The organism is Bacillus sp. NPDC093026, assembly GCF_044754665.1.
In the GTDB taxonomy this organism is placed as follows: Bacteria; Bacillota; Bacilli; order Bacillales; family Bacillaceae; genus Bacillus; species Bacillus maqinnsis.
Genome location: NZ_JBIVPN010000001.1, coordinates 515,252 through 535,692, shown reverse-complemented (window position 1 = coordinate 535,692; position 20,441 = coordinate 515,252). Strand labels below are relative to the sequence as shown.

The window sequence follows — 20,441 nt, the reverse complement described above, 5'->3', positions numbered from 1 at the left end:
CTTTTTCTTTTTTTTGAATTCAAGAGGAAAAATATCATCTGACAACACTTTATGGTATGATGCTTTGTAGGACTTGTGTATAATCAATACGGGTTCATCTTGAGTTGTTTTTTTGAAAGGAGTCTTTTTTTAGAATGTCACAATTAATGGGTATTATTACAAGGCTGCAAAGTCTTCAAGAGACAGCGGAGGCCGCAAACGAACCGGCACAGCGTTATTTCGAAGTGAACGGTGAGAAAATCTGTAGTGTTAAGTATTTCGAAAAGAATCAAACGTTTGAATTAACTGTTTTTCAACAAGGGGATAAGCCAAATACTTTCCCATTTGACAACATTGATATGATTTCGATTGAGATTTTTGAGCTTCTGCAATCCTAAGCTGAATCGTATGAAATGTTTTTTCTGAGAATTCCTTCGTTTAATGCGGCAAATAGAATCGTCATAACAGGCGATGCACAAACTGTAGATGATCAATCAGCGCATTTTTTCGGATAAGAGATCATTAAAAAGGAGTTCCTCTCTGTGAATCATTCTTTTTTCTACAATCTTACTGAAGATCATTTAGCGTTTTCTGATGTCATCATAAGAATGAAAGATTTTATTTTAAAAGACCCAAGGTCAGTCTATGTGTTATCTATTGGTACAGACTCACAGGTCAATCAGAAGGTCACAAAGTTTATGACAGCCGTTCATCTTCACCGAATTGGTAAAGGGGCTTGGGGCTGTTTAACACAAGAGGTGGTAAGCAGACCAGTGCAAAGTCTTAGAGAAAAAATTTCATTAGAAACAGCGTTTAGCCAAAAGGTATGTGCAGACATCCTTGACGGACCTTTAACAGAACTGACGGATTTGCTTCTTCCGTTTGCTGAGGAAGGGGCAGACCTCCGTTTTGAAGTTCATCTAGATATTGGCAAAAAAGGAAGCACTAAAGAGCTGATTCAGGAGATGACTGGTATGATCACAGCATTGGGAATTGAAGCAAAAATAAAACCAGACTCGTATGCAGCATTTTGCTATGCCAATCGATACACAAAATAAATTCCGTCATGTTTCTCCAATTGTTGTCGAAACATGCGGTTGACGATTCTATTCTAGTTCCTTATTCTAGCTGTATAGAGAGGAAGCAGACATTCAAAAGCCTGCTAATCAATATAAAAGCATATATGAAACAGGGGGCCTGATGTTGAATGAGCGTCATCGAAAATCGTTTTAATGAAGAAGAGAAAAAGCTATTATTAAACGTATTACTGAATCAGGATTATGCTGTCGAGTTACTAAGCAGTGAGATCAATGATATAGAATGTGGAACAAAAAAAGTTGACGACAATACGTATAAACAATTGATTACACTGTATGACAGAGTAAGGTTTGAGAATTAATAACGATTTAACATTCTATTAGATACTCGGGGCTGAGTATCTTTTTTATGCAGAAAAAATCTTTCGACAAATTTCGTTTTCGTTTATGCTTATGATTAAAGGGAAATGGTTGATTGATGATCGAGAGAAAAGGGGTCGAAGAAACATGATAGATATAGAACCGAATCAGTTGCTTGAGTCAACAGTAGCTGAGCATATGATTGATGCAGATAAAGTCGCACATGTTCAAATTGGAAATAATCTCGAGCATGCTCTTTTAGTCCTGACGAAAACAGGATATACAGCAATACCTGTGTTAGACCCTTCTTATCGCCTTCATGGTTTAATTGGAACCAATATGATTATGAATAAAATCTTTGGATTGGAACGAATTGAATTTGAGAAACTTGATCAATTGAAGGTAGAAGAGGCCATGTTAACAGAGATTCCAAGACTTAAAACAACCGATCCTGTTCTAAAAGGTGTTCACGCTGTAACGAATAATGGATTTGTGTGTGTAGAAAATGAGGATCAAGTATTTGAAGGGATTTTTACGCGTCGTGTTGTATTAAAACGATTAAATGAGGTCATTCATTCCACGAAAAAATAAGCTGCATGCCAGCTTATTTTTTTGCCTTCATAAGTTAATATTTATATAATATCCATATGGAATAAGGAAAACTTATAGAGGGAAAGGGGACGCCCCATTGCAGCTTCAAGAGTTACATATGCTCGTTGTACTAAGTGAAGAGTTGAATATGAGAAAGGCATCTGAACGATTATTTGTATCTCAGCCTGCATTATCTCAGAGATTGCAAACCATTGAAAAGGAATGGGGGACGAAGATCTTTTTCCGTTCACAAAAAGGGCTGACAGTGACCTCGGCAGGAGAGCAGATTATTCAGTTTGCTAAAGAGGTGACAACTGAGCAGGATCGAGTAAGAGAGAGAATCGATGCACTTGAAGGTGATATTCATGGCACGCTCAAGCTTGCTGTTGCTTCAATTATTGGCCAGCACTGGCTTCCAAAAGTGCTAAAGCGTTATGTCGAAAAATATCCAAATGCCAAAGTATCACTTGTCACCGGTTGGAGCAGCGAAATGCTCAAAAGTCTGTATGAAGACCATGTCCACATTGGGATTATTCGTGGAAACCCTGATTGGAAGGGAACAAAGGAATATCTGATGACAGATCATTTATATTTGGTAGACGCCGTCATTAAGGACGTGGATGAGTTAATCGAAACAGAGCGCCCATTTATTCAATTTAAAAGTGACAGTACGTATTACCAAGAAATCCAGCACTGGTGGCATCAAAAGTTTAAAGTGTCTCCAAAACAAACGATTCTTGTCGACCAAATTGAGACATGTAAACAAATGGCTTATCACGGAATAGGTTACGCAATTTTACCTTCTGTCACCTTATATGATCATGAGAAAAGTGTTTATAAAACCCCGCTTTTTGACACAAATGGGGAACAAATAGGACGTGATACATGGCTGTTAGGATATGAAGCGTCTTTTCAATTAAAACAAGTTCAGGCATTTGTTGGTGTGGTCAAAGACATGCTCCAGAATGACGCCGTTTAAGTACCTTCTTTGAAAAGAAGGTGCTTTTTTTATAAAATTATTTGACAATGAAAATCATTATCATTTAAAGTGTACATATAATAATTGAAAATGATTATCATTTAGATGAGGTGACCAATAGATGAAAGCACTAATTGCATATGCAAGTATGTCCGGCAATACGGAAGATATGGCAACGATCTTAAAGCAAACTCTTGAGGAAAAAGGGATCGATACCGTTATGTTGGAATTAGATGAGACGAGTGTAGAATCGCTCTCTTTATACGATTACATATTGATCGGCTCATATACCTGGGGAGACGGAGATTTACCTTATGAAGCGGAAGATTTTTATGATCAAGTCTCTTCTCTTGAATTAAATCATGCCAAAGCTGCTGTATTTGGCTCGGGTGACTACAGCTATCCAAAGTTCTGCGAGGCAGTACACATATTCCATGACATGCTAAAAACAACTGGTGCATCTGTATTTCCTGAAACATTGAAAATGGAGCTTGCACCAGATACAGATGAAGATGTAGAGTGCTGTAAGGAATTCGCTACAAGCTTTTTAACTTGGGCATCTTTGTCTGAGAAAAGAGTTGAAAATCATGTTTCATAAAGGGGCGACTGCAGTTACGGCATCCAAAACGAGAGGGTACTTTGTAGCCGTGAAACGAGAGGGTATTTTTCATTATAGTGTTGAGAATGGATGGCAGAAGCTGTTCAAGCTCAAGCATAAAATCCACGCCATGAGTTATATTGGTCCGTATTTATTTGGTGTTGGTGAGAATGGAACTTTGATTCGATCTACTGATGATGGCAATACGTGGGCATTATCATCCTTTCCTACAAATGCAGTCGTTTGGTCCATCACAGGACGTGAAGATGGTTTTGTTTGTGCACACGGAAAGCACTGTATTTATATGTCAAATGATTTCGGGATTTCCTGGGAAATTATGAAGCCGTTTGCTCATGTAAATCATCCGCCTGTGATTCGTTCCTTGTGTGTTGCAGGTGATTTTCTTTACATTGGAACACAAATCCATGAGGTGCATGGAGGAATATGGATTTACGACTTGCAAAGTGGACAGATTTATCTGCTAAAGAGAGAGAAGCATCGGATGACAGCTTCTATGCTAGTCTGTCATGAACACTTGCTCGTCTGTGCACTAGGCTCTAAAAAAGGAAAAAAGGGATCAGTTCAAATTTTAGATTTAAATACAAATATGATTCATGATATTCAATCACAGGTGTGTGCAAGGGAACAATCCTTTTTGGATGTGTCGGAGGACAATGGCATTATCTATGTAACTACTTCACAGGATGAGCATGGGTTTTCTAAAGTATATCAGCTCGATGTTGGGCAAAAAGAGCTCAAGTGGTTTGATACGATCAAAGGGCACGGGTTTCGCGTGGCAAATCAAAAAGAGAATTTTTTCTGTGCGGGTTTATATGAAAGTAAGTTTGTCAGACCTTATGAGGAGCCTTTACTGATTCATTAACAAGGAGGAAACAAGAGATATGGTAAAGGTTTTACTTGTTTATGCCACAATGTCTGGTAATACAGAGGCAATGGCGGATTTAATTGAAAAAGGATTAAAAGAAGCCGGAGCTAGCGTGGACCGGCATGAAGCGATGGATATTGATGCTGATTTGCTCAATGATTACTCACACATCATGTTAGGTGCGTATACATGGGGAGATGGTGATCTTCCAGATGATTTTATTGATTTATATGAAGAGATGGAAGCACTTGACCTATCGGGGAAATCCTTTGCTGTATTTGGCTCTGGAGATACATCGTATGAACATTTCTGTGGAGCCGTTGATTTAATTGAAGAAAAGGTAAAGGAGCTTGGCGGGCAAATTGTTCTCCCGTCAGTAAAGATTGAATTAAATCCAGAAGGAGACGAAGAAGAGGAATTGATCTCTTTTGGAAAACAATTTGTTCATATTCATCAGCAAGAAGCCGGATAACGACACCGGCTTGTTTTATTTTCCAATGTGGAGACAATTCTTTCACTTGTCATTAAAACTCTCCTTTGATACAGTAATGAAGTATAAATTAAGAGGAGGACATACATACATGAAACAAATGGACGCAAATGAAATTATTTCATTTATTCAAAATAGTACAAAATCAACACCCGTAAAAGTCTACATCAAAGGTGACTTAGAAGATATTGCATTTGGTGAAAACGCAAAAACATTCATTACTGGAAACACAGGTGTCGTTTTCGGTGAATGGAGTGAAATCCAAGAAGTTTTAGCATCAAACAAAGAAAAAATCGAAGATGTCGTAGTGGAAAATGACCGCCGTAACTCTGCGATCCCTTTGCTAGATTTAAAAAACATTAAAGCACGTATTGAGCCAGGCGCAATCATTCGTGATCAAGTAGAGATCGGTGATAATGCAGTGATCATGATGGGGGCTTCTATTAATATAGGTTCAGTTATTGGTGAAGGTACCATGATTGACATGAACGTTGTTCTTGGTGGACGTGCGACAGTAGGTAAGAACTGTCATATCGGAGCTGGATCTGTCCTTGCTGGTGTTATTGAGCCGCCATCTGCTAAACCGGTAGTGGTGGAAGATGATGTTGTAATCGGTGCTAACGCTGTTGTTTTAGAAGGCGTGACAATTGGTAAAGGTGCGGTTGTAGCAGCTGGTGCTATCGTCGTAAACGACGTCGAGCCTTACACAGTTGTAGCAGGAACACCTGCAAAGAAAATTAAAGACATTGATGAAAAAACAAAAGGTAAGACGGAAATTAAACAAGAACTGCGTCAACTTTAATTCATACAATTCGTAGCTGAAGAAATAGACGTGGATGACAAATCCACGTCTATTCGTATAGAGGAAAGGAAGCGAGTTCTCTTGCTAAATCGTGAGCAATTAATATCCATTCGAAGAGATTTGCATCAAATTCCCGAGCTTGGTTTCCAAGAATTTAAAACACAAGCCTATCTTCTCAAGCACCTTCAAACATACCAACATGATCGAATTGAAATCGAGACATGGCGGACAGGGCTCTTTGTTAAAGTGAAGGGAACGAGTCCATCACGCATATTTGCTTATCGTGCAGATATGGATGGTTTATCAATACATGAGGAAACTGGCTATTCATTTGCTTCTGTGCATGAAGGCAACATGCATGCATGCGGACACGATCTTCATATGACCATTGCCCTTGGCATCATTGATTATTTCGTTCATCAGCCAATTAAAGAGGATCTGCTGTTTATCTTTCAGCCGGCAGAAGAAGGACCAGGCGGGGCTGAACCAATGCTTAGAAGTGATGTCCTGAAAAAGTGGACGCCAGAGTTTATCACAGCATTACACATAGCACCTGAATACCCAGTCGGTACGATTGCGACAAAGCCAGGACTCCTATTTGCCAATACGAGCGAACTAGTGATAGACCTGGAAGGAAAAGGTGGGCATGCAGCCTACCCGCATTTAGCGAATGATATGGTTGTGGCTGCAAGTGCCCTCGTAGGTCAGCTACAATCTGTCATTTCACGTAATGTCGATCCTCTTGATAGTGCTGTGATCACAGTCGGAACGATTACAGGAGGAACTGCGCAAAATATCATTGCTCAGCATGCGACGCTTGACGGGACTATTCGTACGCTGTCACCTGAGTCAATGGAAAACGTCAGAAGACGAATTGAATCACTTGCAAAAGGAATAGAGGTTGGCTATGAATGCAAAGCGACAGTTCGTTATCCTTCATCATATTATGAAGTCGTAAATTCAAAAGACCTCACAGAAGCATTTATGTCATATGTAGCAGAAGAAGGGTTAGCGAATGTCATTGAATGCAGAGAAGCAATGACAGGTGAAGATTTTGGCTATATGCTGAAGGAGTATCCAGGGTTTATGTTTTGGCTAGGTGTAGATTCAGAATATGGACTTCATCATGCAAAACTCACACCTGATGAACAAGCTATTGAAACGGCTGTGAAGATCATGACGGCCTATTTTAAAAAGCAAGCAGGAGAATGAATAATCGAGCACCGACCAGTACACCTTATGAACAGGAGGTGTTCTTGATTATGACAAGAATTGGTGTAGAACCATCATTATCTGATGTAGAAGAATTATTGAAGCAAAAAGGATATGACGTCGTGCGTATTCAAAATGAACAGCAAATGAAGCAGTGTGACTGCTATGTAGTGACAGGTCTAGATTCGAATGTTCTTGGCATTTCAAATACAGAGACAAAGGCATCAGTCATTAAAGCATCAGGCATGACCGCTGATGAAATTTGTCAAGAAGTAGAACAGCGCGTACAGTAAGAATAACAAAAAGAACCGGAAGAGAATTTATCATCCCGGTTCTTTTTGCGTATCGAGAATTTCTTTCACTTTTTTACGAAGGATACGTTCGACCCGCCACTGCTCCATTGTTTCAGTTTTGGCAATAATACGAAGAACGAGGGAGGATGAACCAAATGCTTCAATTCCTAAAACTTGAGGTCCTTCAATAATCTGAGGTGTTTCTTCTCGAACTTCATCACAAGCTAATTGTAATGCTGTGATCATCTGATCTACATTTTCATCGGGAGATAATTCAATATCAACGAGGGCCTGCATCGTACCTCTTGAATGGTTGCTCACATTTAGTATACTTCGATTTGGGATGAAGTGAAGTGTTCCATCAAAGCTTCGAAGTTGTGTTGTTCTTAGCCCGATTTGTTCGACGATTCCGTCAGAGCCTCCAACCGTAATATACTCGCCCACATCAAATTGTTTCTCTAGTAAAATAAAGAACCCTGTCACAATATCACTAACGAATCCTTGGGCGCCAAAGCCGATTGCAAGCCCGACTACACCTGCCCCAGCGAGCAGAGCAGTAGGATTATAATGAAATAAATCGAGAATCATGACAACTAGCATAAAAAATAATAAGTAGGCGAAGATATTTAACGTTAGACTTTGAAGGGTTTGCGCCCTTGACAAAGAGATTTCATGTTTTTTGGAAAAATTTTCATAAGCACGCTTAATCATCTTGTTTCCAATCGCCCTGATGATAAAATAAATCACAAAAATACCAATTAATTTTAGCAAAATGAAACTGATGTTGATGAGGATGGAAAACCAATCAATTTGTTCAAAACCTTTCATTTGTTCAAAACCTTTCTATGTATTCTCTAAGAGAAGCTTATCATTTGTTCCCTTATACAAGTCATGTTAAACTTTTTGTTAGATAAAGCGTGGGGTTCGATTCACATTGTTAATTAAATTTATTATTAATTAATATTGACTAAAAATTGCTTAAGTATTATAATTATATATGTGAAGTTATTAACTAAATGAGAATTTCATCTTTTAATTCTCATTTTCTATACAGCATAGAAGTCTGTATAAAGATATTATTTAATGGAGGGATTTACATATGGCAGAGCGTTTTGTAGGAAAACAAGCACCACGTTTTGAAATGGAAGCAGTACTTGCAAACAAGGAATTTGGTAAAGTAAGTTTAGAGGAAAACATGAAGAAGGACAAATGGACAGTTCTTTTCTTCTATCCAATGGATTTCACATTTGTTTGCCCAACTGAAATTACTGCAATGAGTGACCGTTACGATGAGTTCGAAGATTTAGATGCAGAAATTATTGGGGTTTCTACCGATACAATTCATACGCATCTTGCTTGGATTAACACGGATCGTAAGGACAATGGTTTAGGCGAATTAAAATACCCGCTAGCTGCTGACACGAACCACAAAGTATCTAGAGACTATGGTGTTTTAATTGAAGAAGAAGGAATTGCACTTCGTGGGTTATTTATCATTAACCCAGAGGGCGAAATTCAATATCAAACAGTATTCCACAACAATATTGGTCGTGATGTAGATGAGACATTACGTGTTCTTCAAGCATTACAAACTGGTGGACTTTGCCCAGCGAACTGGAAACCAGGTCAAAAAACACTTTAATTGATAGCTGAAGAAACAGGAGGGTCTAACTGATGTTAGACCTTTTTGTTTCGACACATACAATGAATGGAGGAGGTTCAAAATGAAATTACGTCAACCGATGCCAGAACTGACTGGTGCGAAAGAATGGTTAAATGGAGAAGTTTCAAAAGAAGAACTTATTGGCGATAAACCAACATTGATTCACTTCTGGTCAATTAGCTGTCATCTTTGTAAAGAGGCAATGCCACAGGTCAATCAATTCCGTGATAAATACAAAGATCAATTAAACGTTGTGGCGGTGCATATGCCACGTTCAGAAGACGATTTGGATATAGAGAAAATCAAAGAGGTTGCCAAAGAGCATGAAATTACTCAGCCAATTTTTGTGGACAGTGATCATCAATTAACAGAAGCCTTTGAAAATGAATACGTACCTGCGTATTATGTATTTGATCAAACAGGTGTTTTACGTCATTTCCAAGCTGGTGGAAGCGGTATGAAAATGCTTGAAAAACGTGTCAATCGCGTTCTTTCTGAGTCTGAAAAGGCAGCAGAATAGGATTCTCCCCCATCAATGGGGGTTTTTTCATGGGTAAAAACAGGAAAAATGTTGCATTATGTTGCATTAGATGGGAATTTATTGTATGTGTTCTTTTTAAGAAAAGAAAAAATAATGGATTTCATAAAAAAATTTCGAACAAAAAAGGTATTATGACCTATTTACATTCTCTTTTGAAATGGAAATGTAAAGATATTAACTTTTTATTATTCAGAACGTTTTTGCACAAAAGAAATTTCAGTTTGGTAAATAACTATATAAATCAAGTGTTGTAACCGTTTATTCAAATTTTTTACAATATTTTAAGGTCTGTCAAAACCCTATAGTGTCAATGAAATGGATGCCCATTTTTCCTGCTGGACAAAATTTTAGTTGAAAATACCTATCTGCTAGAAAACTGTAAAATGATAAAAAAATAGTTGATAAAATTAGTTTTCTAATCTAATATTTACTATAGAATATTTTTTATATGATGAGGGGGAAATCCATTGTTTAATGAGAGGGAAGCGTTACGTTTACGATTGGAACAATTAAATGAAGCAGAAGTGAAGGTCATTCGTGAATATCAAATTGAACGTGATACCATTTATGCGAAGTTAAGAGAATTAGACCGTCAAGGAACAGGTCTTGTAACAGATACGAAAAAAGAGATGCGTTCTGATAAAAAAACGGATTCACTGCCTGTATTAGCAGAGTTGGCTGCACAAGAAGTGAGAAGCTTTCAACAACAACAGACACAGTCAAACGCTACATCACCTTTAGGAACAGGTCAGCTTAATGGTGCACCTGTAGGTATTCCTGAAGGATCAAGACGCAGAAGAGGAACGGCTCGTCCAGGCTCAAAGGCAGCTAAACTTCGTGAAGCAGCGATCAAAACATTAAAGCGTCATAATGCGGCCATTAAAAGCTCTGAGCTTCAAAAAGAAATTGAAAAAGAGAGCGGACTTGAAATTCCGAATATGACAACGTTTATGCAAAGTTTAATTAAAATGTACCCAGAAGTGAAAAAGCCTTATCGCGGACAGTATATTTTAGAAGGCGACATTCAAACAGAAGAGGAATAAAAAAAGAAACTGCTTGGCGTGAAAGCCAGCAGTTTCTTTATTTCTTGATTGATGGAAGATCCTTTTTTTGATCGACGGTATATACAATACGGCGCTCCTGATGCATGTCATCACGCTGTTTTTTAAATCCGTCGATTTTCACCGTCATGATCTCTCCGTTACGCAAAACAGCATCTACCTGTGATTGGAGTATTTGTACTTGCTCATTTAACGTTTTCAGAATAGGCTCAATTTGTTCAGTCGTTTGCAGGATAGGGTCTTGTGAAAAAGGCTGGACTTTTGTTTGTTCTGATCGGTCAATATCAGCAAAATGTGATGCGATCCATTCTTCGCTTTCTGCTAATTGCTTTTGATAGCTCGTGAGGGTTTCATAAAAAATCGCTTCTTTTGCTTTCTCGATTTGCAGTAATTTTTCTTGCGTTTCATAGAAACGTTGCTGAAGGTGTTGAACGCCTTCTTGCAAGATATGGAGCTCTGTCTTTTTTTCAGACAATGTTTGTTGAAGCTTTTCAACAACCGAAGCTAATGTATGTCCTTTTTTCTCCTCTTTTGCAAGCCGTACATCTTGATCAAGTAATTGTTCTTTTAATTGTTTGGAGAGCTCTTTGTATTTCACAACCTTCAGATGCAATCGGTGTTTTTCCTCTGTTTCTCTTCCTCTTTGATAGGTTTCCTTTTGAAGCATCTCATGGAGAAGGACGATTTTATGTAACAGTTCTGCTTTGCTATAGGAGAGATCCTGTATTTTAGATGTGGCATCGTCTTGGAGAATGGTCATTTCATCCAATTGGTGTTTTAATTTAGTGAAATTCTTTTTCATCTCATGATATTCTTGTGATAACTTCTTATTTTTCTGATACGTATACGTTGACTGTAAATCAGAAATTATTTTTTGATACTTGGCAGATTCGGCTTTTAAGTATAAATTCTCTTGGGATATATCATGGAATAGGGGAGATGCATGTCGCCGGCTCATAGATGACCCTCCTTATTCATGTTACCAATAAAGTATGCAAAATCAAGGTGATTAGAACAACCATGTGAAGGAGGACGCAATTGTGGAAATAGTGAATGTCATTTTGGCAGGCGGGATGTCTAGACGTTTTGGAGAGCCGAAAGCAAGCTACTTCTACAAGGGGAAACCGCTTTATGAGCATGTCAAAAAGCAGCTTTTAGACGGGCGTGTGACCATTATTAGTCACCCTGAACTTCTCCCTTTTTTTCAAGGGAGAAGTGAACAGAATGTCTGGTTAGATGATGAACATGTACGTGGACTTGGACCGCTTGCTGGCATATATACCGCAATGCAAAAGCAAGAAGCCGACTGGTATATGGTGACTGCGTGTGATATGCTGTTTATTCGAAAAGAGACAGCGGAGAAATTATCCTCTTATTGTGTTGAGCATGTAGATGCCGTTGTCCCGCAAATACACGGGAGATTACAGCCCCTTTTTGCATTGTATCATCGCCGTACTTTTCCGCTCATTCACCAATGTTTGAAAGAGAAGCAATTAGCGATCAAAGACCTGCTTCAAAAGCTTAAGGTACATGTTGTATCAGAAGAGGAACTAAAAGTGACATCTATTGAATTTCAAAATATTAATAAAAGAAGCGACTTACCTGATGAGCGGTATGATATGATACATAAAAAAGATTGGGAGAGAACAACATTGCAAGAGCGATATTCAAGACAAATCTTGTTCCCTCCAATTGGAGAACGAGGCCAGTACGCTTTACGTGATAGCCATGTGCTGATTGTTGGAGCAGGCGCACTGGGAACCGCTTCTGCTGAAGGGCTTGTTCGATCTGGGATCGGCACTTTGACCATTGTGGATCGTGATTATGTGGAATATTCAAATTTACAGCGGCAGCAGCTTTATACGGAAAGTGATGCAAAAGAACATGTGCCAAAAGCGATTGCGTCAAAAAAACGTCTTCAAGAGATCAATCGTGAAGTGAATATTCATGCCTTGATTGAAGATGCGGGAGCAGAACGGTTAAGACCGCTATTTCAACAAGCAGACATTGTCATTGATGCAACAGATAATTTCGAGACAAGAATGGTGATAAATGATTTGTCACTTGAAACGAATACACCGTGGATTTATGGAGCCTGTGTGAGCAGTCAAGGAATGTATATGGTTATTTTACCGAATGAAACGCCGTGTTTATCATGTGTATTCAAAGCCATGCCTGCCGGAGGCGTGACCTGTGATACGGCAGGCATTATTGCCCCTGCAGTTCAAATGGTTTCTGCCTATCAGCAAACAGAAGCACTCAAATACTTGACAGGGCATCAAGAACAAATAGAGCGGAAATTTGTCACCTTTGATGTATGGCAGTCTACATGTTTTAAAATGGATCTTTCACATATCCGGCAGGAGGACTGTCTCTCTTGCGGTAGTAATAGAACCTATCCTTATTTAGATGATCAGCGTAAAAAGACGACGGTCCTTTGCGGAAGAGACACGGTTCAAATCATTTCAAAGGATTTAGCTAGTCTTTCATTTCAGCACATGAAAGAGCGCCTGTCACCAATTTGTGAGGTGGAAGTCAACGACTTTTTAATGCATATTCGCTTTGAAGAATATCGAATCGTGATTTTCCAAAGAGGGCGTGTATTAATCCATGGCACGAATGAGGAAAAAGCAGCAAATTCATTACTAGCAAAATTGCTAAGCATATAGGAGTGAGATGTGATGGAAAGACGACAGCCAATTCCGGTAGAAGAGGCGGTGAAAAGAGTCATTCAATATAAGAAGCAGGGAAAAGTGGAATGGGTTCCTCTAAAGGATAGCCTTGATCGATTTATTGCTAAAGATATTTTGGCTGACCACGATGTCCCTGCTTTTGATCGATCTCCGTATGATGGCTTTGCACTTCGAGCAGAAGATACAAAAGAAGCTTCAAGTGACCATCCAATTGAATTTGAGGTGATTGATCATATAGGTGCAGGGATTGTTTCAAGTAAAACAATCGGTCCTTTCCAAGCTATTAGAATTATGACAGGTGCCAAGATTCCAGCTGGAGCGAATGTCGTGATCATGATCGAATTAACGAAGACGTTTGAAAAAGACGGGAAATCTTTTATGTCTTTAAAAAGACCTCTTCAAGAAGGGGACAATATTTCTCGACAAGGAGAAGAAACAGTCAAAGGACGAGTCATGGTGAAAAAAGGGACGAAAGTGACCCCAGGTGTAATCGCAATATTGGCGACTTTCGGATATGCGGTCGTTCCCGTTGTCAAAAAGCCGGTCGTTGGTGTTATGTCTACAGGCACAGAGCTTCTCCAAGTGAGTGATACAATGGTGGACGGCAAAATCAGAAACAGTAATCTAAGTATGGTATACGCACAAGTCCTTCAAGCAGGAGGAGAACCGCTTGATTTAGGTGGTGTATCCGACGATTTCGATCAGAGCTTTAAGGCAGTGAAAGCAGCTGTGAGCAAGGTGGATGTGCTCATCACAACCGGGGGGGTATCGGTTGGTGATTTTGACTTTCTGCCTGCGATTTATCAAAAGCTTGGTGCCGAGGTACTATTTAATAAAGTCGCCATGAGACCTGGGAGTGTGACGACCGTTGCTGTGCTTCCAAATGGTCAATTGTTGTTTGGACTGTCAGGGAATCCAGCCGCCTGTTTTGTCGGCTTTGAGTTATTTGTCAAACCCATCATTTTATCGTGGTGCTTAAAAGACAGCCCATTTCCTTCATTCGCTGAAGCGACGTTGACACATGATTTTCCAAAGGCAAATCCTTTTACCCGATTTGTAAGAGCGAAACTTCAGTTCGAAGGTAGCCATCTGAGAGCAACTCCAACAGGTCTTGATAAATCTAGTGCGGTGACATCCATTGCTGATGCCAATTGCTTTATTGTTCTGCCTAGGGGAACAAGGGGCTTTCAAGCAGGAGATCAGGTAAATGTTTTACTGTTTCAGGATGAAGGTGGTGGTTCTAAATGTTGGATGACAAATTAAGTATATTACAAGTGGTTGGTTACCAAAATAGCGGGAAAACCACATTGATCGAAAAATTGTGCCAACTAGCTGGTCATGAAAAGCTCAAACTGGGCTGTTTTAAACATCATGGACATGGCGGGAAACCTGATCGTCTCATAAAAGGGAAAGATACGGATCGTTACGTTCAAGCAGGCGCATTTGCTGCTGGTGTTGAGGGAGAAGGCGACCTTCATTTTACAATTCAGCAGATAACCTTAGATCAATTGCTCGCAATATGTGAACATCTCCCATTAGATGCTGTCGTTATAGAGGGCTATAAACAGGCATCTTATCGTAAAATCATTTGTGCTAAAAATGAGCAGGAGCTTAAGGATCTTTCAAAGCTATCTCATGTACGAGCAGCAATCTATTTTTCAAAAGAGAATCAACTGAAAGAGGACTATTCGTTTCCAGTATTCTCAGCGTTCGAAGACCATGGAACTGAATTTGTTTTTAACTTATTGAAGGAGACAGGCTGATGAACGGACTGTTTAAAATAACAAAAAAGTCAATTGATGTGAATGAATTGATTCAACATGTAATAAGCCGAAAAGCAGGGGCCATTACGACTTTTATCGGGACTGTACGAGAGTGGACAAATGGCAAGAAAACATTGCGTTTAACTTATGAAGCATACGTACCGATGGCCGAAAAAATGTTAAGTCAAATCGGGCAAGAAATAAAGGATAAATGGCCTGATACTGAAACGGCTATTGTGCATCGCATTGGGACACTTGAAATATCCGACATTGCTGTAGCCATTGCTGTTTCCTCTCCTCACCGGAAGGCAGCCTATGAAGCCAATGAGTATGCAATTGAACGTATAAAGGAAATGGTTCCAATTTGGAAAAAGGAATATTGGGAGGATGGAGAGGCTTGGATTGGTGATCAGCTCGAAACCGTCTCTTATCCTGAAGGGAAACCAAGTGCTCTGCAACTAAATCAGAAAGAAGGTGATCAGCATGATTAACGTGTTATTGTTCGCCGGCCTTGCTGAGAAGGCCGGTAAACAACAAGTCATTATTCATAAAGAAAAAACAACGGTTGATGAGATTAAAATAGAATTACAGGAGGTATATGGTGTTGATTCTGCGCAAAACGTAATGGTTGCAATCAACGAAAAATATACGAGGGGTAATGCTGAAGTGCGTAGAGGGGACACTGTTGCACTCATTCCTCCTGTAAGTGGTGGATAATAGATATTAGAGGATTTGGTTATAGCCGCTGGCTGTAACCAACTTTTTTATGTGTGAAAAGCTTGTACAGGTACTTGGGTGTGATCTTCGTAAATAAAACATCCCCTTCGTGCTTTTGAAATGTGTGGGTCGAGTTGTTGAATGAGGTCATATAATTCACTAATTCGCCTTACATTAAAATCTGTTCTAGCTTGAAGCTGTTCCTTTAATTCTTTTGTGCTCACAATGCTGCCCTTTTTTTCTTTAATGATATCTACACATCTTGCTGCATAGTATATTTTGTCATTAGAGGGTTTGCTTTCTTTCATATCAAGCAATTTCAGCTCGTGATAAATCATTTCTCGTTCCTTGCGAAAGTATTTCCATGCTTCTTGTTCCTTTTCATAAAGTAAAATCAATTGCATTTTCAATTGTTCTCTTAACATTCACTTGACTCCATTTCTACTATCATTTAATCTACCTCTATTTTACATTATATGAAAAAATAACTTTTGATCAAGCGAAATCCCTTTGTTTTTATTCTTTTAATATGAAAGTATTGATTCTAAAGACTTATTCGTTCTGTAAAAGAAACAAATGATAGTCCCGTCAAGTTGAGACTTGTCGACATTAATAGGATTATTTTAACAAAAAAATGTTGTATCTAACTGTGACCAACTGTGAAAGAAAAGGATATTTATTCCGAAAAGCATAATGTTTATTTTATCAATTTTTTTATAAGTAAAATGCATGTTTAGGTGATGAATCGTTATTTTCCGATATGAATATGGCATTATCATGAGGTCATTTGGAGGATTTAAATGATGAAAAAAGAAAAATAGATACATCAATTTCTCAATGAAAATAAGAAAATCAAATGTTTTATCACGTAACTGGCAATCTTTTGATAAAATAGAAGGAACAAGAGGGAAAATGGGTTGTTTAGATGATCGTGAGACAGAAAGGAATGACATTCATGAGAGAAAAAGATCAAAAGCCTACGATATTAGGGGTTAGCACAAGGCCAGTTGAACATCTGAAGAGAGTGTGGGAGTACCCGATAATTTGGTGGCCCTTATTTTGTATATTCTTATTATCAGTGGTTTCCACTTATTTATCAGAGATGGTAAATGAAAGAATGTGGGCAGATTTAGGTGTTTTTACTCCATTTGTATATGTGATTGTATTGATGGGACTTTTATTTGGGATCGTGATCAATGCTGGGATATATAAATTGATTGTATGGTTAGCAAAGGGAGACGCAACGTTTAAACAGTTGTTTTCAGCTACATTGTTTATCACACCTATTACCATTATAGGCGTTATCATCCAAAATATGGCGGTGGTATTTTTTCATGTTCCAAAGGATGTCACTGTGACTTCATTAAATGCACTCATCCGACTTCCTGATCAATGGCACGCAGTTTTAGGTAATATTGATATTTTTGTCATTTGGAACCTTATCTTAACAGGTCTTTTATTTACACAAGTCGGCCGTATGTCGAAAAGAACATCTTGGCTCATTGTAGGAGTCTTTTATTTACTTTCTTTGATCTTTCAGTATGTAGGATCGACAATCAACATTTCAGTAAGCTGGGGGTAGTATGTATTCATGAAAAAGAACATCATCATAGGATCAGTCTTTATTATTGTCATTGGTCTATTTATTGGATTTAACATTGCAAAAAATCAATCAACACCTGCTTCTACAGCAGAATTTAAAACAGTCAAACTTATGCCAAAAGAAATAAGGTCTAAGGTGATGACACCTGGAACACTTTCTTTTTCCGAGGAACAATTCATCTATGCTGAAGAGGAGAAAGGTGAACTGAAAAGAATTGCGGTAAAAGAAGGTGAAAAGGTAAAACCTGGAACACCACTTCTTATATATGAAAATAAAGAACTTGACATTGAACAAAAGCAGCAAGCATTGGCTGCTGAATCAAGTGCGTTAAAAATAGAACAATTACGCAATAGACTCAATAAATTAAAACAAACAAAAGTAAATGAGACGAGCTCTTCTCTTAAGAATGAGCGAGATCAGCTTGAATTAGAGTTGAAAGCAGCGGAGTTAGAGCAAAAACAAGCAGAACTCAATCAAGAAAAAGTAAAAGGGAAAATGGACGACTTAACAATACATAGCAAGATAGAGGGAACAGTGATTTCTATCGAGCAAGAGGCAGTCGCAGAGAAATTAGAAGAGAGACAGCCAATTATACATATTGGCAATGAGAAAAAAATGATGGTGCGAGGTCTTATTTCTGAGTATGATGCCATTAAAGTCAAAAAGAAACAAAAAGTAAAAGTGACATCCGATGTGATTCGCGGTAAGAGCTGGCAGGGAGTCGTAAAGAAAGTGGGGTTTGTTCCTGCCCATGCAGCAGCCGGCACTGAGACAAATGCGACCGATCAAACGGTTCAGTACCCAGTTGAAATTGAAATTAAGGGTAAAAAACCTGATGCAAAGCTAGGCTTTAAAATGATCATGGAAATCGAAACGGATCATCGTCAAGCGCAAACCATTCCAGATACAGCAGTGAAAAAAGAAGACGGTGAACAATACGTATATATTGTTCAAAAAAATCAATTGAAAAAAGTAAAGGTAGAGCTTGGAGAAACATCGGGTCATGATGTTGAGGTGACAAAAGGATTAACAAAAGAGGATCAAATCATCGCTAATCCGGTAGCCGATATGTATGACGGAATGGAAGTGAATGCTGAATGATTCAGCTTTCAAACGTTACAAAGAGCTACCAAGTTGCACAAGAGACATTTGATGTATTAAGTGAAATTAATCTTGTCATTGCAAAAGGTGAATATGTCTCGATCATGGGACCATCTGGCTCTGGAAAGTCTACTTTAATAAATATCATCGGCTGTCTAGATCGCCCAACATCAGGACAGTACCGCTTTCAAGGAAGAGAGCTATCAATTGCAAAAGATCAAGAACTTGCGGTCATTCGAAATCAATCGATCGGTTTTGTTTTTCAACAATTTCATTTATTGCCGAGATTAAATGCAAGACGTAATGTTGAACTTCCGATGATTTACTCTGGAATCAGTCAAAGAGAAAGGAAAGAACGTGCAGAAAGCGCATTTGAAAAAGTAGGCTTGACTGATCGAATGAACCATATGCCGAATGAGCTGTCAGGAGGTCAAAAGCAGAGGGTGGCCATTGCGCGGGCGATTGTCAATGAGCCTCAGCTCATCTTAGCAGATGAACCGACAGGCGCTCTTGACTCAAAAACAAGTTTCTCTATCATGGAACAGTTTACACAGCTGAATATGGAAGTAACAACGGTTGTTCTTGTCACTCATGAAGAAGAAATAGCTGCATTTACGCATCGAACGATTATCGTTAAAGATGGACGGCTCGTTGAAGAAAGATTGAAACAAGGGGAAGCGATGAATGAAACTCTTTGAAAATATTAAAATAGCGCTGAATTCTGTTTTAGCTCATAAATTACGTTCTATTTTAACGATGTTAGGAATTATTATCGGTGTTGGCTCAGTCATTGCAGTCGTCGCCATTGGCCAGGGTGGTGAGCAAATGCTAAAAGAATCAATTTCCGGACCAAACAATACAATCGATATGACATATACACCTTCTGATGAAGAATTGAATGCGAATCCAAATGCATTATTAGAAGCTACATTTACTGAAGAAGACATACTGAAAGTCAAAACAATTAGTGGCGTCAAGCAGGTGGCTTCCTCGAATGCACAAGGAATGAAATTGAGATTTCGAGATTCAACAATAGATGCTACTGTAAATGGAATTAATAAAGGGTACACAAATGTACATTCATTGCAAATAGCAGAAGGACAAAATTTAAGGGATATTGACTTTAGGAGCGGGAGAAGAGCGGCTATTATTTCAGAGGGGGTTGAAAAAGAGCTGTTTAACGGACAAAAAGCAGTAGGCGAAATGATCTGGATGAATGGTCAGCCAGTTGAAGTCATCGGTGTGTTAGCTAAACAGAAAGGTCTCTTTTCATTTGACATGAATGAAATATATGTACCATTTGCCATGCTGACCTCCACTTTCGGTTTAAACGAATACGATAAAATGTCGATTCAAGTAGCACATGCAGACCAAATGAAGGAAGTAGGAAATACTGCAGCCGCGCTTTTAAATGAAAATCATCATACCGAAGATGCCTATGAAATGATGAATATGGAAGAAATAGCTGCAGGCATCGGTCAAATTACGTCGGTGATGACAACAATCATCGGATCCATTGCTGGCATTTCATTACTTGTCGGTGGAATCGGTGTGATGAATATCATGCTCGTTTCTGTTACTGAACGAACAAGGGAAATTGGGATTAGAAAGGCTCTTGGTGCGACCAGATCACAAATACTGGTTCAATTTTTAATTGAGTCTGTTGTATTGACACTCATAGGCGGGTTTATTGGGATTGCACTTGGCTTTGGTACTGCATCGCTTGTATCACTCATTGCAGGCTGGCCATCCCTCGTGTCGTGGCAAGTTGTTTGTGGCGGCGTTCTGTTTAGTATGCTGATTGGCATCATTTTTGGGTTAATTCCTGCGAATAAAGCGGCAAGACTTGATCCTATCGAGGCTCTAAGATATGAATAATGTTGAAAAGCTTTTATGCGAGTGGCATAAAAGCTTTTTTAGGTCGTTTGAATGAAATAAAAAATGAAAGAAATGCTAATATCATGATATTCATCTTAATGTCACATATTTTTCAGTTTACAAATGGTACATATAAAGGTAAGATGACCATTGTGAAAGATTTTGATAGTTATTGAATGTATTTGATTGTTTTG

The 20,441-nt window shown here is 38.7% G+C and carries 26 protein-coding genes and 1 pseudogene; 24 read left to right on the top strand and 3 right to left on the bottom strand.

Annotated elements, in window-relative coordinates; all coding sequences use genetic code 11:
- Positions 1 to 134 precede the first annotated feature (134 nt).
- The 11 genes from ACIQCE_RS02735 (at position 135) to ACIQCE_RS02685 (ending at position 7,227) form a co-directional block, all read left to right on the top strand.
- Positions 135 to 377 carry a YkuJ family protein gene (locus ACIQCE_RS02735; RefSeq protein WP_003212254.1) on the top strand — a complete coding sequence of 81 codons (243 nt, stop codon included), beginning with the start codon at positions 135 to 137 and terminating at the stop codon, positions 375 to 377.
- 144 nt (positions 378 to 521) lie between these two features.
- The gene (locus tag ACIQCE_RS02730; protein ID WP_400493478.1) at positions 522 to 1,037 is read left to right on the top strand and encodes a ribonuclease H-like YkuK family protein; all 516 of its coding nucleotides are present in this window, start codon (positions 522 to 524) and stop codon (positions 1,035 to 1,037) included.
- Between the two features lie 149 nt (positions 1,038 to 1,186).
- On the top strand, positions 1,187 to 1,378 hold the full coding sequence (gene abbA, locus ACIQCE_RS02725) for an antirepressor AbbA (RefSeq protein ID WP_353855951.1): 192 nt from the start codon (positions 1,187 to 1,189) through the stop codon (positions 1,376 to 1,378).
- 145 nt (positions 1,379 to 1,523) lie between these two features.
- Positions 1,524 to 1,967, top strand: a complete 444-nt coding sequence (gene cbpB / locus ACIQCE_RS02720; protein ID WP_353855950.1) for a cyclic-di-AMP-binding protein CbpB — start codon at positions 1,524 to 1,526, stop codon at positions 1,965 to 1,967.
- Between the two features lie 97 nt (positions 1,968 to 2,064).
- The gene (locus tag ACIQCE_RS02715) at positions 2,065 to 2,946 is read left to right on the top strand and encodes a transcriptional regulator CcpC (RefSeq protein WP_400493477.1); all 882 of its coding nucleotides are present in this window, start codon (positions 2,065 to 2,067) and stop codon (positions 2,944 to 2,946) included.
- 121 nt (positions 2,947 to 3,067) lie between these two features.
- Complete coding sequence (locus ACIQCE_RS02710) at positions 3,068 to 3,544, top strand: flavodoxin (protein WP_400493476.1); 477 nt, start codon at positions 3,068 to 3,070, stop codon at positions 3,542 to 3,544.
- On the top strand, positions 3,534 to 4,427 hold the full coding sequence (locus ACIQCE_RS02705) for a WD40/YVTN/BNR-like repeat-containing protein (RefSeq protein WP_400493475.1): 894 nt from the start codon (positions 3,534 to 3,536) through the stop codon (positions 4,425 to 4,427). The genes ACIQCE_RS02710 and ACIQCE_RS02705 overlap by 11 nt, the downstream gene beginning before the upstream one ends.
- Before the next feature lie 19 nt (positions 4,428 to 4,446).
- Entirely contained in the window at positions 4,447 to 4,902 is a 456-nt protein-coding gene (locus ACIQCE_RS02700) for a flavodoxin (protein ID WP_400493474.1), read from the top strand.
- A gap of 109 nt (positions 4,903 to 5,011) precedes the next feature.
- Complete coding sequence (gene dapD, locus ACIQCE_RS02695; protein ID WP_353855945.1) at positions 5,012 to 5,722, top strand: 2,3,4,5-tetrahydropyridine-2,6-dicarboxylate N-acetyltransferase; 711 nt, start codon at positions 5,012 to 5,014, stop codon at positions 5,720 to 5,722.
- Positions 5,723 to 5,803: 81 nt separating this feature from the next.
- Positions 5,804 to 6,934 (top strand): N-acetyldiaminopimelate deacetylase, encoded by a 1,131-nt coding sequence (locus tag ACIQCE_RS02690; protein ID WP_400493473.1) that lies wholly within the window; start codon positions 5,804 to 5,806, stop codon positions 6,932 to 6,934.
- Positions 6,935 to 6,984: 50 nt separating this feature from the next.
- Complete coding sequence (locus ACIQCE_RS02685) at positions 6,985 to 7,227, top strand: YkuS family protein (RefSeq protein WP_353856567.1); 243 nt, start codon at positions 6,985 to 6,987, stop codon at positions 7,225 to 7,227.
- Between the two features lie 30 nt (positions 7,228 to 7,257).
- On the opposite strand, the gene ACIQCE_RS02680 is transcribed toward ACIQCE_RS02685, so the two are convergent.
- Positions 7,258 to 8,055: a mechanosensitive ion channel family protein gene (locus ACIQCE_RS02680; RefSeq protein WP_400493472.1), complete on the bottom strand. Its 798-nt coding sequence runs from the start codon at positions 8,053 to 8,055 to the stop codon at positions 7,258 to 7,260.
- Positions 8,056 to 8,326: 271 nt separating this feature from the next.
- Between ACIQCE_RS02680 and ahpA the strand changes: the two genes are divergently transcribed.
- The 3 genes from ahpA to ACIQCE_RS02665 all read left to right on the top strand — a co-directional run bounded on the left by ahpA (position 8,327) and on the right by ACIQCE_RS02665 (position 10,474).
- The gene (gene ahpA / locus ACIQCE_RS02675; protein ID WP_353855942.1) at positions 8,327 to 8,869 is read left to right on the top strand and encodes a biofilm-specific peroxidase AhpA; all 543 of its coding nucleotides are present in this window, start codon (positions 8,327 to 8,329) and stop codon (positions 8,867 to 8,869) included.
- 82 nt (positions 8,870 to 8,951) lie between these two features.
- Positions 8,952 to 9,410, top strand: coding sequence for a TlpA family protein disulfide reductase (locus tag ACIQCE_RS02670; RefSeq protein WP_400493471.1), 459 nt, complete (start codon positions 8,952 to 8,954; stop codon positions 9,408 to 9,410).
- A gap of 488 nt (positions 9,411 to 9,898) precedes the next feature.
- A complete protein-coding gene (locus ACIQCE_RS02665; RefSeq protein WP_353855940.1) occupies positions 9,899 to 10,474 on the top strand; it encodes a Rok-like winged helix domain-containing protein in 576 nt (191 codons plus the stop codon).
- A 37-nt stretch (positions 10,475 to 10,511) separates the two neighbouring features.
- On the opposite strand, the gene ACIQCE_RS02660 is transcribed toward ACIQCE_RS02665, so the two are convergent.
- Positions 10,512 to 11,450, bottom strand: a complete 939-nt coding sequence (locus ACIQCE_RS02660) for a sigmaE regulated sporulation protein (protein ID WP_400493470.1) — start codon at positions 11,448 to 11,450, stop codon at positions 10,512 to 10,514.
- 64 nt (positions 11,451 to 11,514) lie between these two features.
- On the opposite strand from ACIQCE_RS02660, the pseudogene ACIQCE_RS02655 reads away from it, so the two are divergent.
- The 6 genes and pseudogenes from ACIQCE_RS02655 to moaD form a co-directional block, all read left to right on the top strand.
- Positions 11,515 to 12,003 (top strand): annotated as a pseudogene (locus ACIQCE_RS02655) (molybdenum cofactor guanylyltransferase); the annotation flags it as partial.
- A gap of 141 nt (positions 12,004 to 12,144) precedes the next feature.
- Positions 12,145 to 13,161 carry a MoeB/ThiF family adenylyltransferase gene (locus ACIQCE_RS02650; RefSeq protein WP_400493828.1) on the top strand — a complete coding sequence of 339 codons (1,017 nt, stop codon included), beginning with the start codon at positions 12,145 to 12,147 and terminating at the stop codon, positions 13,159 to 13,161.
- Between the two features lie 9 nt (positions 13,162 to 13,170).
- Entirely contained in the window at positions 13,171 to 14,448 is a 1,278-nt protein-coding gene (locus ACIQCE_RS02645) for a molybdopterin molybdotransferase MoeA (protein WP_400493469.1), read from the top strand.
- Entirely contained in the window at positions 14,430 to 14,948 is a 519-nt protein-coding gene (mobB, locus tag ACIQCE_RS02640) for a molybdopterin-guanine dinucleotide biosynthesis protein B (protein WP_400493468.1), read from the top strand. The genes ACIQCE_RS02645 and mobB overlap by 19 nt, the downstream gene beginning before the upstream one ends.
- Positions 14,948 to 15,439, top strand: a complete 492-nt coding sequence (locus ACIQCE_RS02635; protein ID WP_400493467.1) for a molybdenum cofactor biosynthesis protein MoaE — start codon at positions 14,948 to 14,950, stop codon at positions 15,437 to 15,439. Before mobB ends, ACIQCE_RS02635 begins: the two co-directional genes overlap by 1 nt.
- A complete protein-coding gene (moaD, locus tag ACIQCE_RS02630; protein WP_400493466.1) occupies positions 15,432 to 15,665 on the top strand; it encodes a molybdopterin converting factor subunit 1 in 234 nt (77 codons plus the stop codon). The genes ACIQCE_RS02635 and moaD overlap by 8 nt, the downstream gene beginning before the upstream one ends.
- Positions 15,666 to 15,712: 47 nt before the next feature.
- Here the strand turns inward: moaD and ACIQCE_RS02625 are convergent, their stop codons facing one another.
- Complete coding sequence (locus ACIQCE_RS02625; protein ID WP_400493465.1) at positions 15,713 to 16,090, bottom strand: Rok-like winged helix domain-containing protein; 378 nt, start codon at positions 16,088 to 16,090, stop codon at positions 15,713 to 15,715.
- A 500-nt stretch (positions 16,091 to 16,590) separates the two neighbouring features.
- Between ACIQCE_RS02625 and yknW the strand changes: the two genes are divergently transcribed.
- From yknW to ACIQCE_RS02605, 4 genes are read left to right on the top strand one after another with little or no spacing between them, the layout of a single operon-like run.
- Complete coding sequence (gene yknW, locus ACIQCE_RS02620; RefSeq protein WP_400493464.1) at positions 16,591 to 17,247, top strand: YknW family membrane protein; 657 nt, start codon at positions 16,591 to 16,593, stop codon at positions 17,245 to 17,247.
- Positions 17,248 to 17,256: 9 nt separating this feature from the next.
- Positions 17,257 to 18,369, top strand: a complete 1,113-nt coding sequence (locus ACIQCE_RS02615) for an efflux RND transporter periplasmic adaptor subunit (RefSeq protein ID WP_400493463.1) — start codon at positions 17,257 to 17,259, stop codon at positions 18,367 to 18,369.
- Positions 18,366 to 19,067, top strand: coding sequence for an ABC transporter ATP-binding protein (locus tag ACIQCE_RS02610; protein ID WP_400493462.1), 702 nt, complete (start codon positions 18,366 to 18,368; stop codon positions 19,065 to 19,067). Before ACIQCE_RS02615 ends, ACIQCE_RS02610 begins: the two co-directional genes overlap by 4 nt.
- Positions 19,054 to 20,247, top strand: a complete 1,194-nt coding sequence (locus ACIQCE_RS02605) for an ABC transporter permease (RefSeq protein ID WP_400493461.1) — start codon at positions 19,054 to 19,056, stop codon at positions 20,245 to 20,247. Before ACIQCE_RS02610 ends, ACIQCE_RS02605 begins: the two co-directional genes overlap by 14 nt.
- The last annotated feature ends 194 nt before the right edge of the window (positions 20,248 to 20,441 follow it).

Coding starts and splice junctions, on each gene's coding strand:
- ACIQCE_RS02635 (WP_400493467.1), top strand. CDS start 14,948: ATGAACGGACTGTTTAAAATAACAAAAAAGTCAATTGATGTGAATGAA.
- moaD (WP_400493466.1), top strand. CDS start 15,432: ATGATTAACGTGTTATTGTTCGCCGGCCTTGCTGAGAAGGCCGGTAAA.
- ACIQCE_RS02685 (WP_353856567.1), top strand. CDS start 6,985: ATGACAAGAATTGGTGTAGAACCATCATTATCTGATGTAGAAGAATTA.
- ACIQCE_RS02615 (WP_400493463.1), top strand. CDS start 17,257: ATGAAAAAGAACATCATCATAGGATCAGTCTTTATTATTGTCATTGGT.
- ahpA (WP_353855942.1), top strand. CDS start 8,327: ATGGCAGAGCGTTTTGTAGGAAAACAAGCACCACGTTTTGAAATGGAA.
- cbpB (WP_353855950.1), top strand. CDS start 1,524: ATGATAGATATAGAACCGAATCAGTTGCTTGAGTCAACAGTAGCTGAG.
- mobB (WP_400493468.1), top strand. CDS start 14,430: ATGTTGGATGACAAATTAAGTATATTACAAGTGGTTGGTTACCAAAAT.
- ACIQCE_RS02660 (WP_400493470.1), bottom strand. CDS start 11,450: ATGAGCCGGCGACATGCATCTCCCCTATTCCATGATATATCCCAAGAG.
- ACIQCE_RS02735 (WP_003212254.1), top strand. CDS start 135: ATGTCACAATTAATGGGTATTATTACAAGGCTGCAAAGTCTTCAAGAG.
- ACIQCE_RS02625 (WP_400493465.1), bottom strand. CDS start 16,090: ATGTTAAGAGAACAATTGAAAATGCAATTGATTTTACTTTATGAAAAG.
- dapD (WP_353855945.1), top strand. CDS start 5,012: ATGAAACAAATGGACGCAAATGAAATTATTTCATTTATTCAAAATAGT.
- ACIQCE_RS02710 (WP_400493476.1), top strand. CDS start 3,068: ATGAAAGCACTAATTGCATATGCAAGTATGTCCGGCAATACGGAAGAT.
- ACIQCE_RS02605 (WP_400493461.1), top strand. CDS start 19,054: ATGAAACTCTTTGAAAATATTAAAATAGCGCTGAATTCTGTTTTAGCT.
- ACIQCE_RS02610 (WP_400493462.1), top strand. CDS start 18,366: ATGATTCAGCTTTCAAACGTTACAAAGAGCTACCAAGTTGCACAAGAG.
- ACIQCE_RS02670 (WP_400493471.1), top strand. CDS start 8,952: ATGAAATTACGTCAACCGATGCCAGAACTGACTGGTGCGAAAGAATGG.
- ACIQCE_RS02700 (WP_400493474.1), top strand. CDS start 4,447: ATGGTAAAGGTTTTACTTGTTTATGCCACAATGTCTGGTAATACAGAG.
- abbA (WP_353855951.1), top strand. CDS start 1,187: ATGAGCGTCATCGAAAATCGTTTTAATGAAGAAGAGAAAAAGCTATTA.
- yknW (WP_400493464.1), top strand. CDS start 16,591: ATGATCGTGAGACAGAAAGGAATGACATTCATGAGAGAAAAAGATCAA.
- ACIQCE_RS02680 (WP_400493472.1), bottom strand. CDS start 8,055: ATGAAAGGTTTTGAACAAATTGATTGGTTTTCCATCCTCATCAACATC.
- ACIQCE_RS02705 (WP_400493475.1), top strand. CDS start 3,534: ATGTTTCATAAAGGGGCGACTGCAGTTACGGCATCCAAAACGAGAGGG.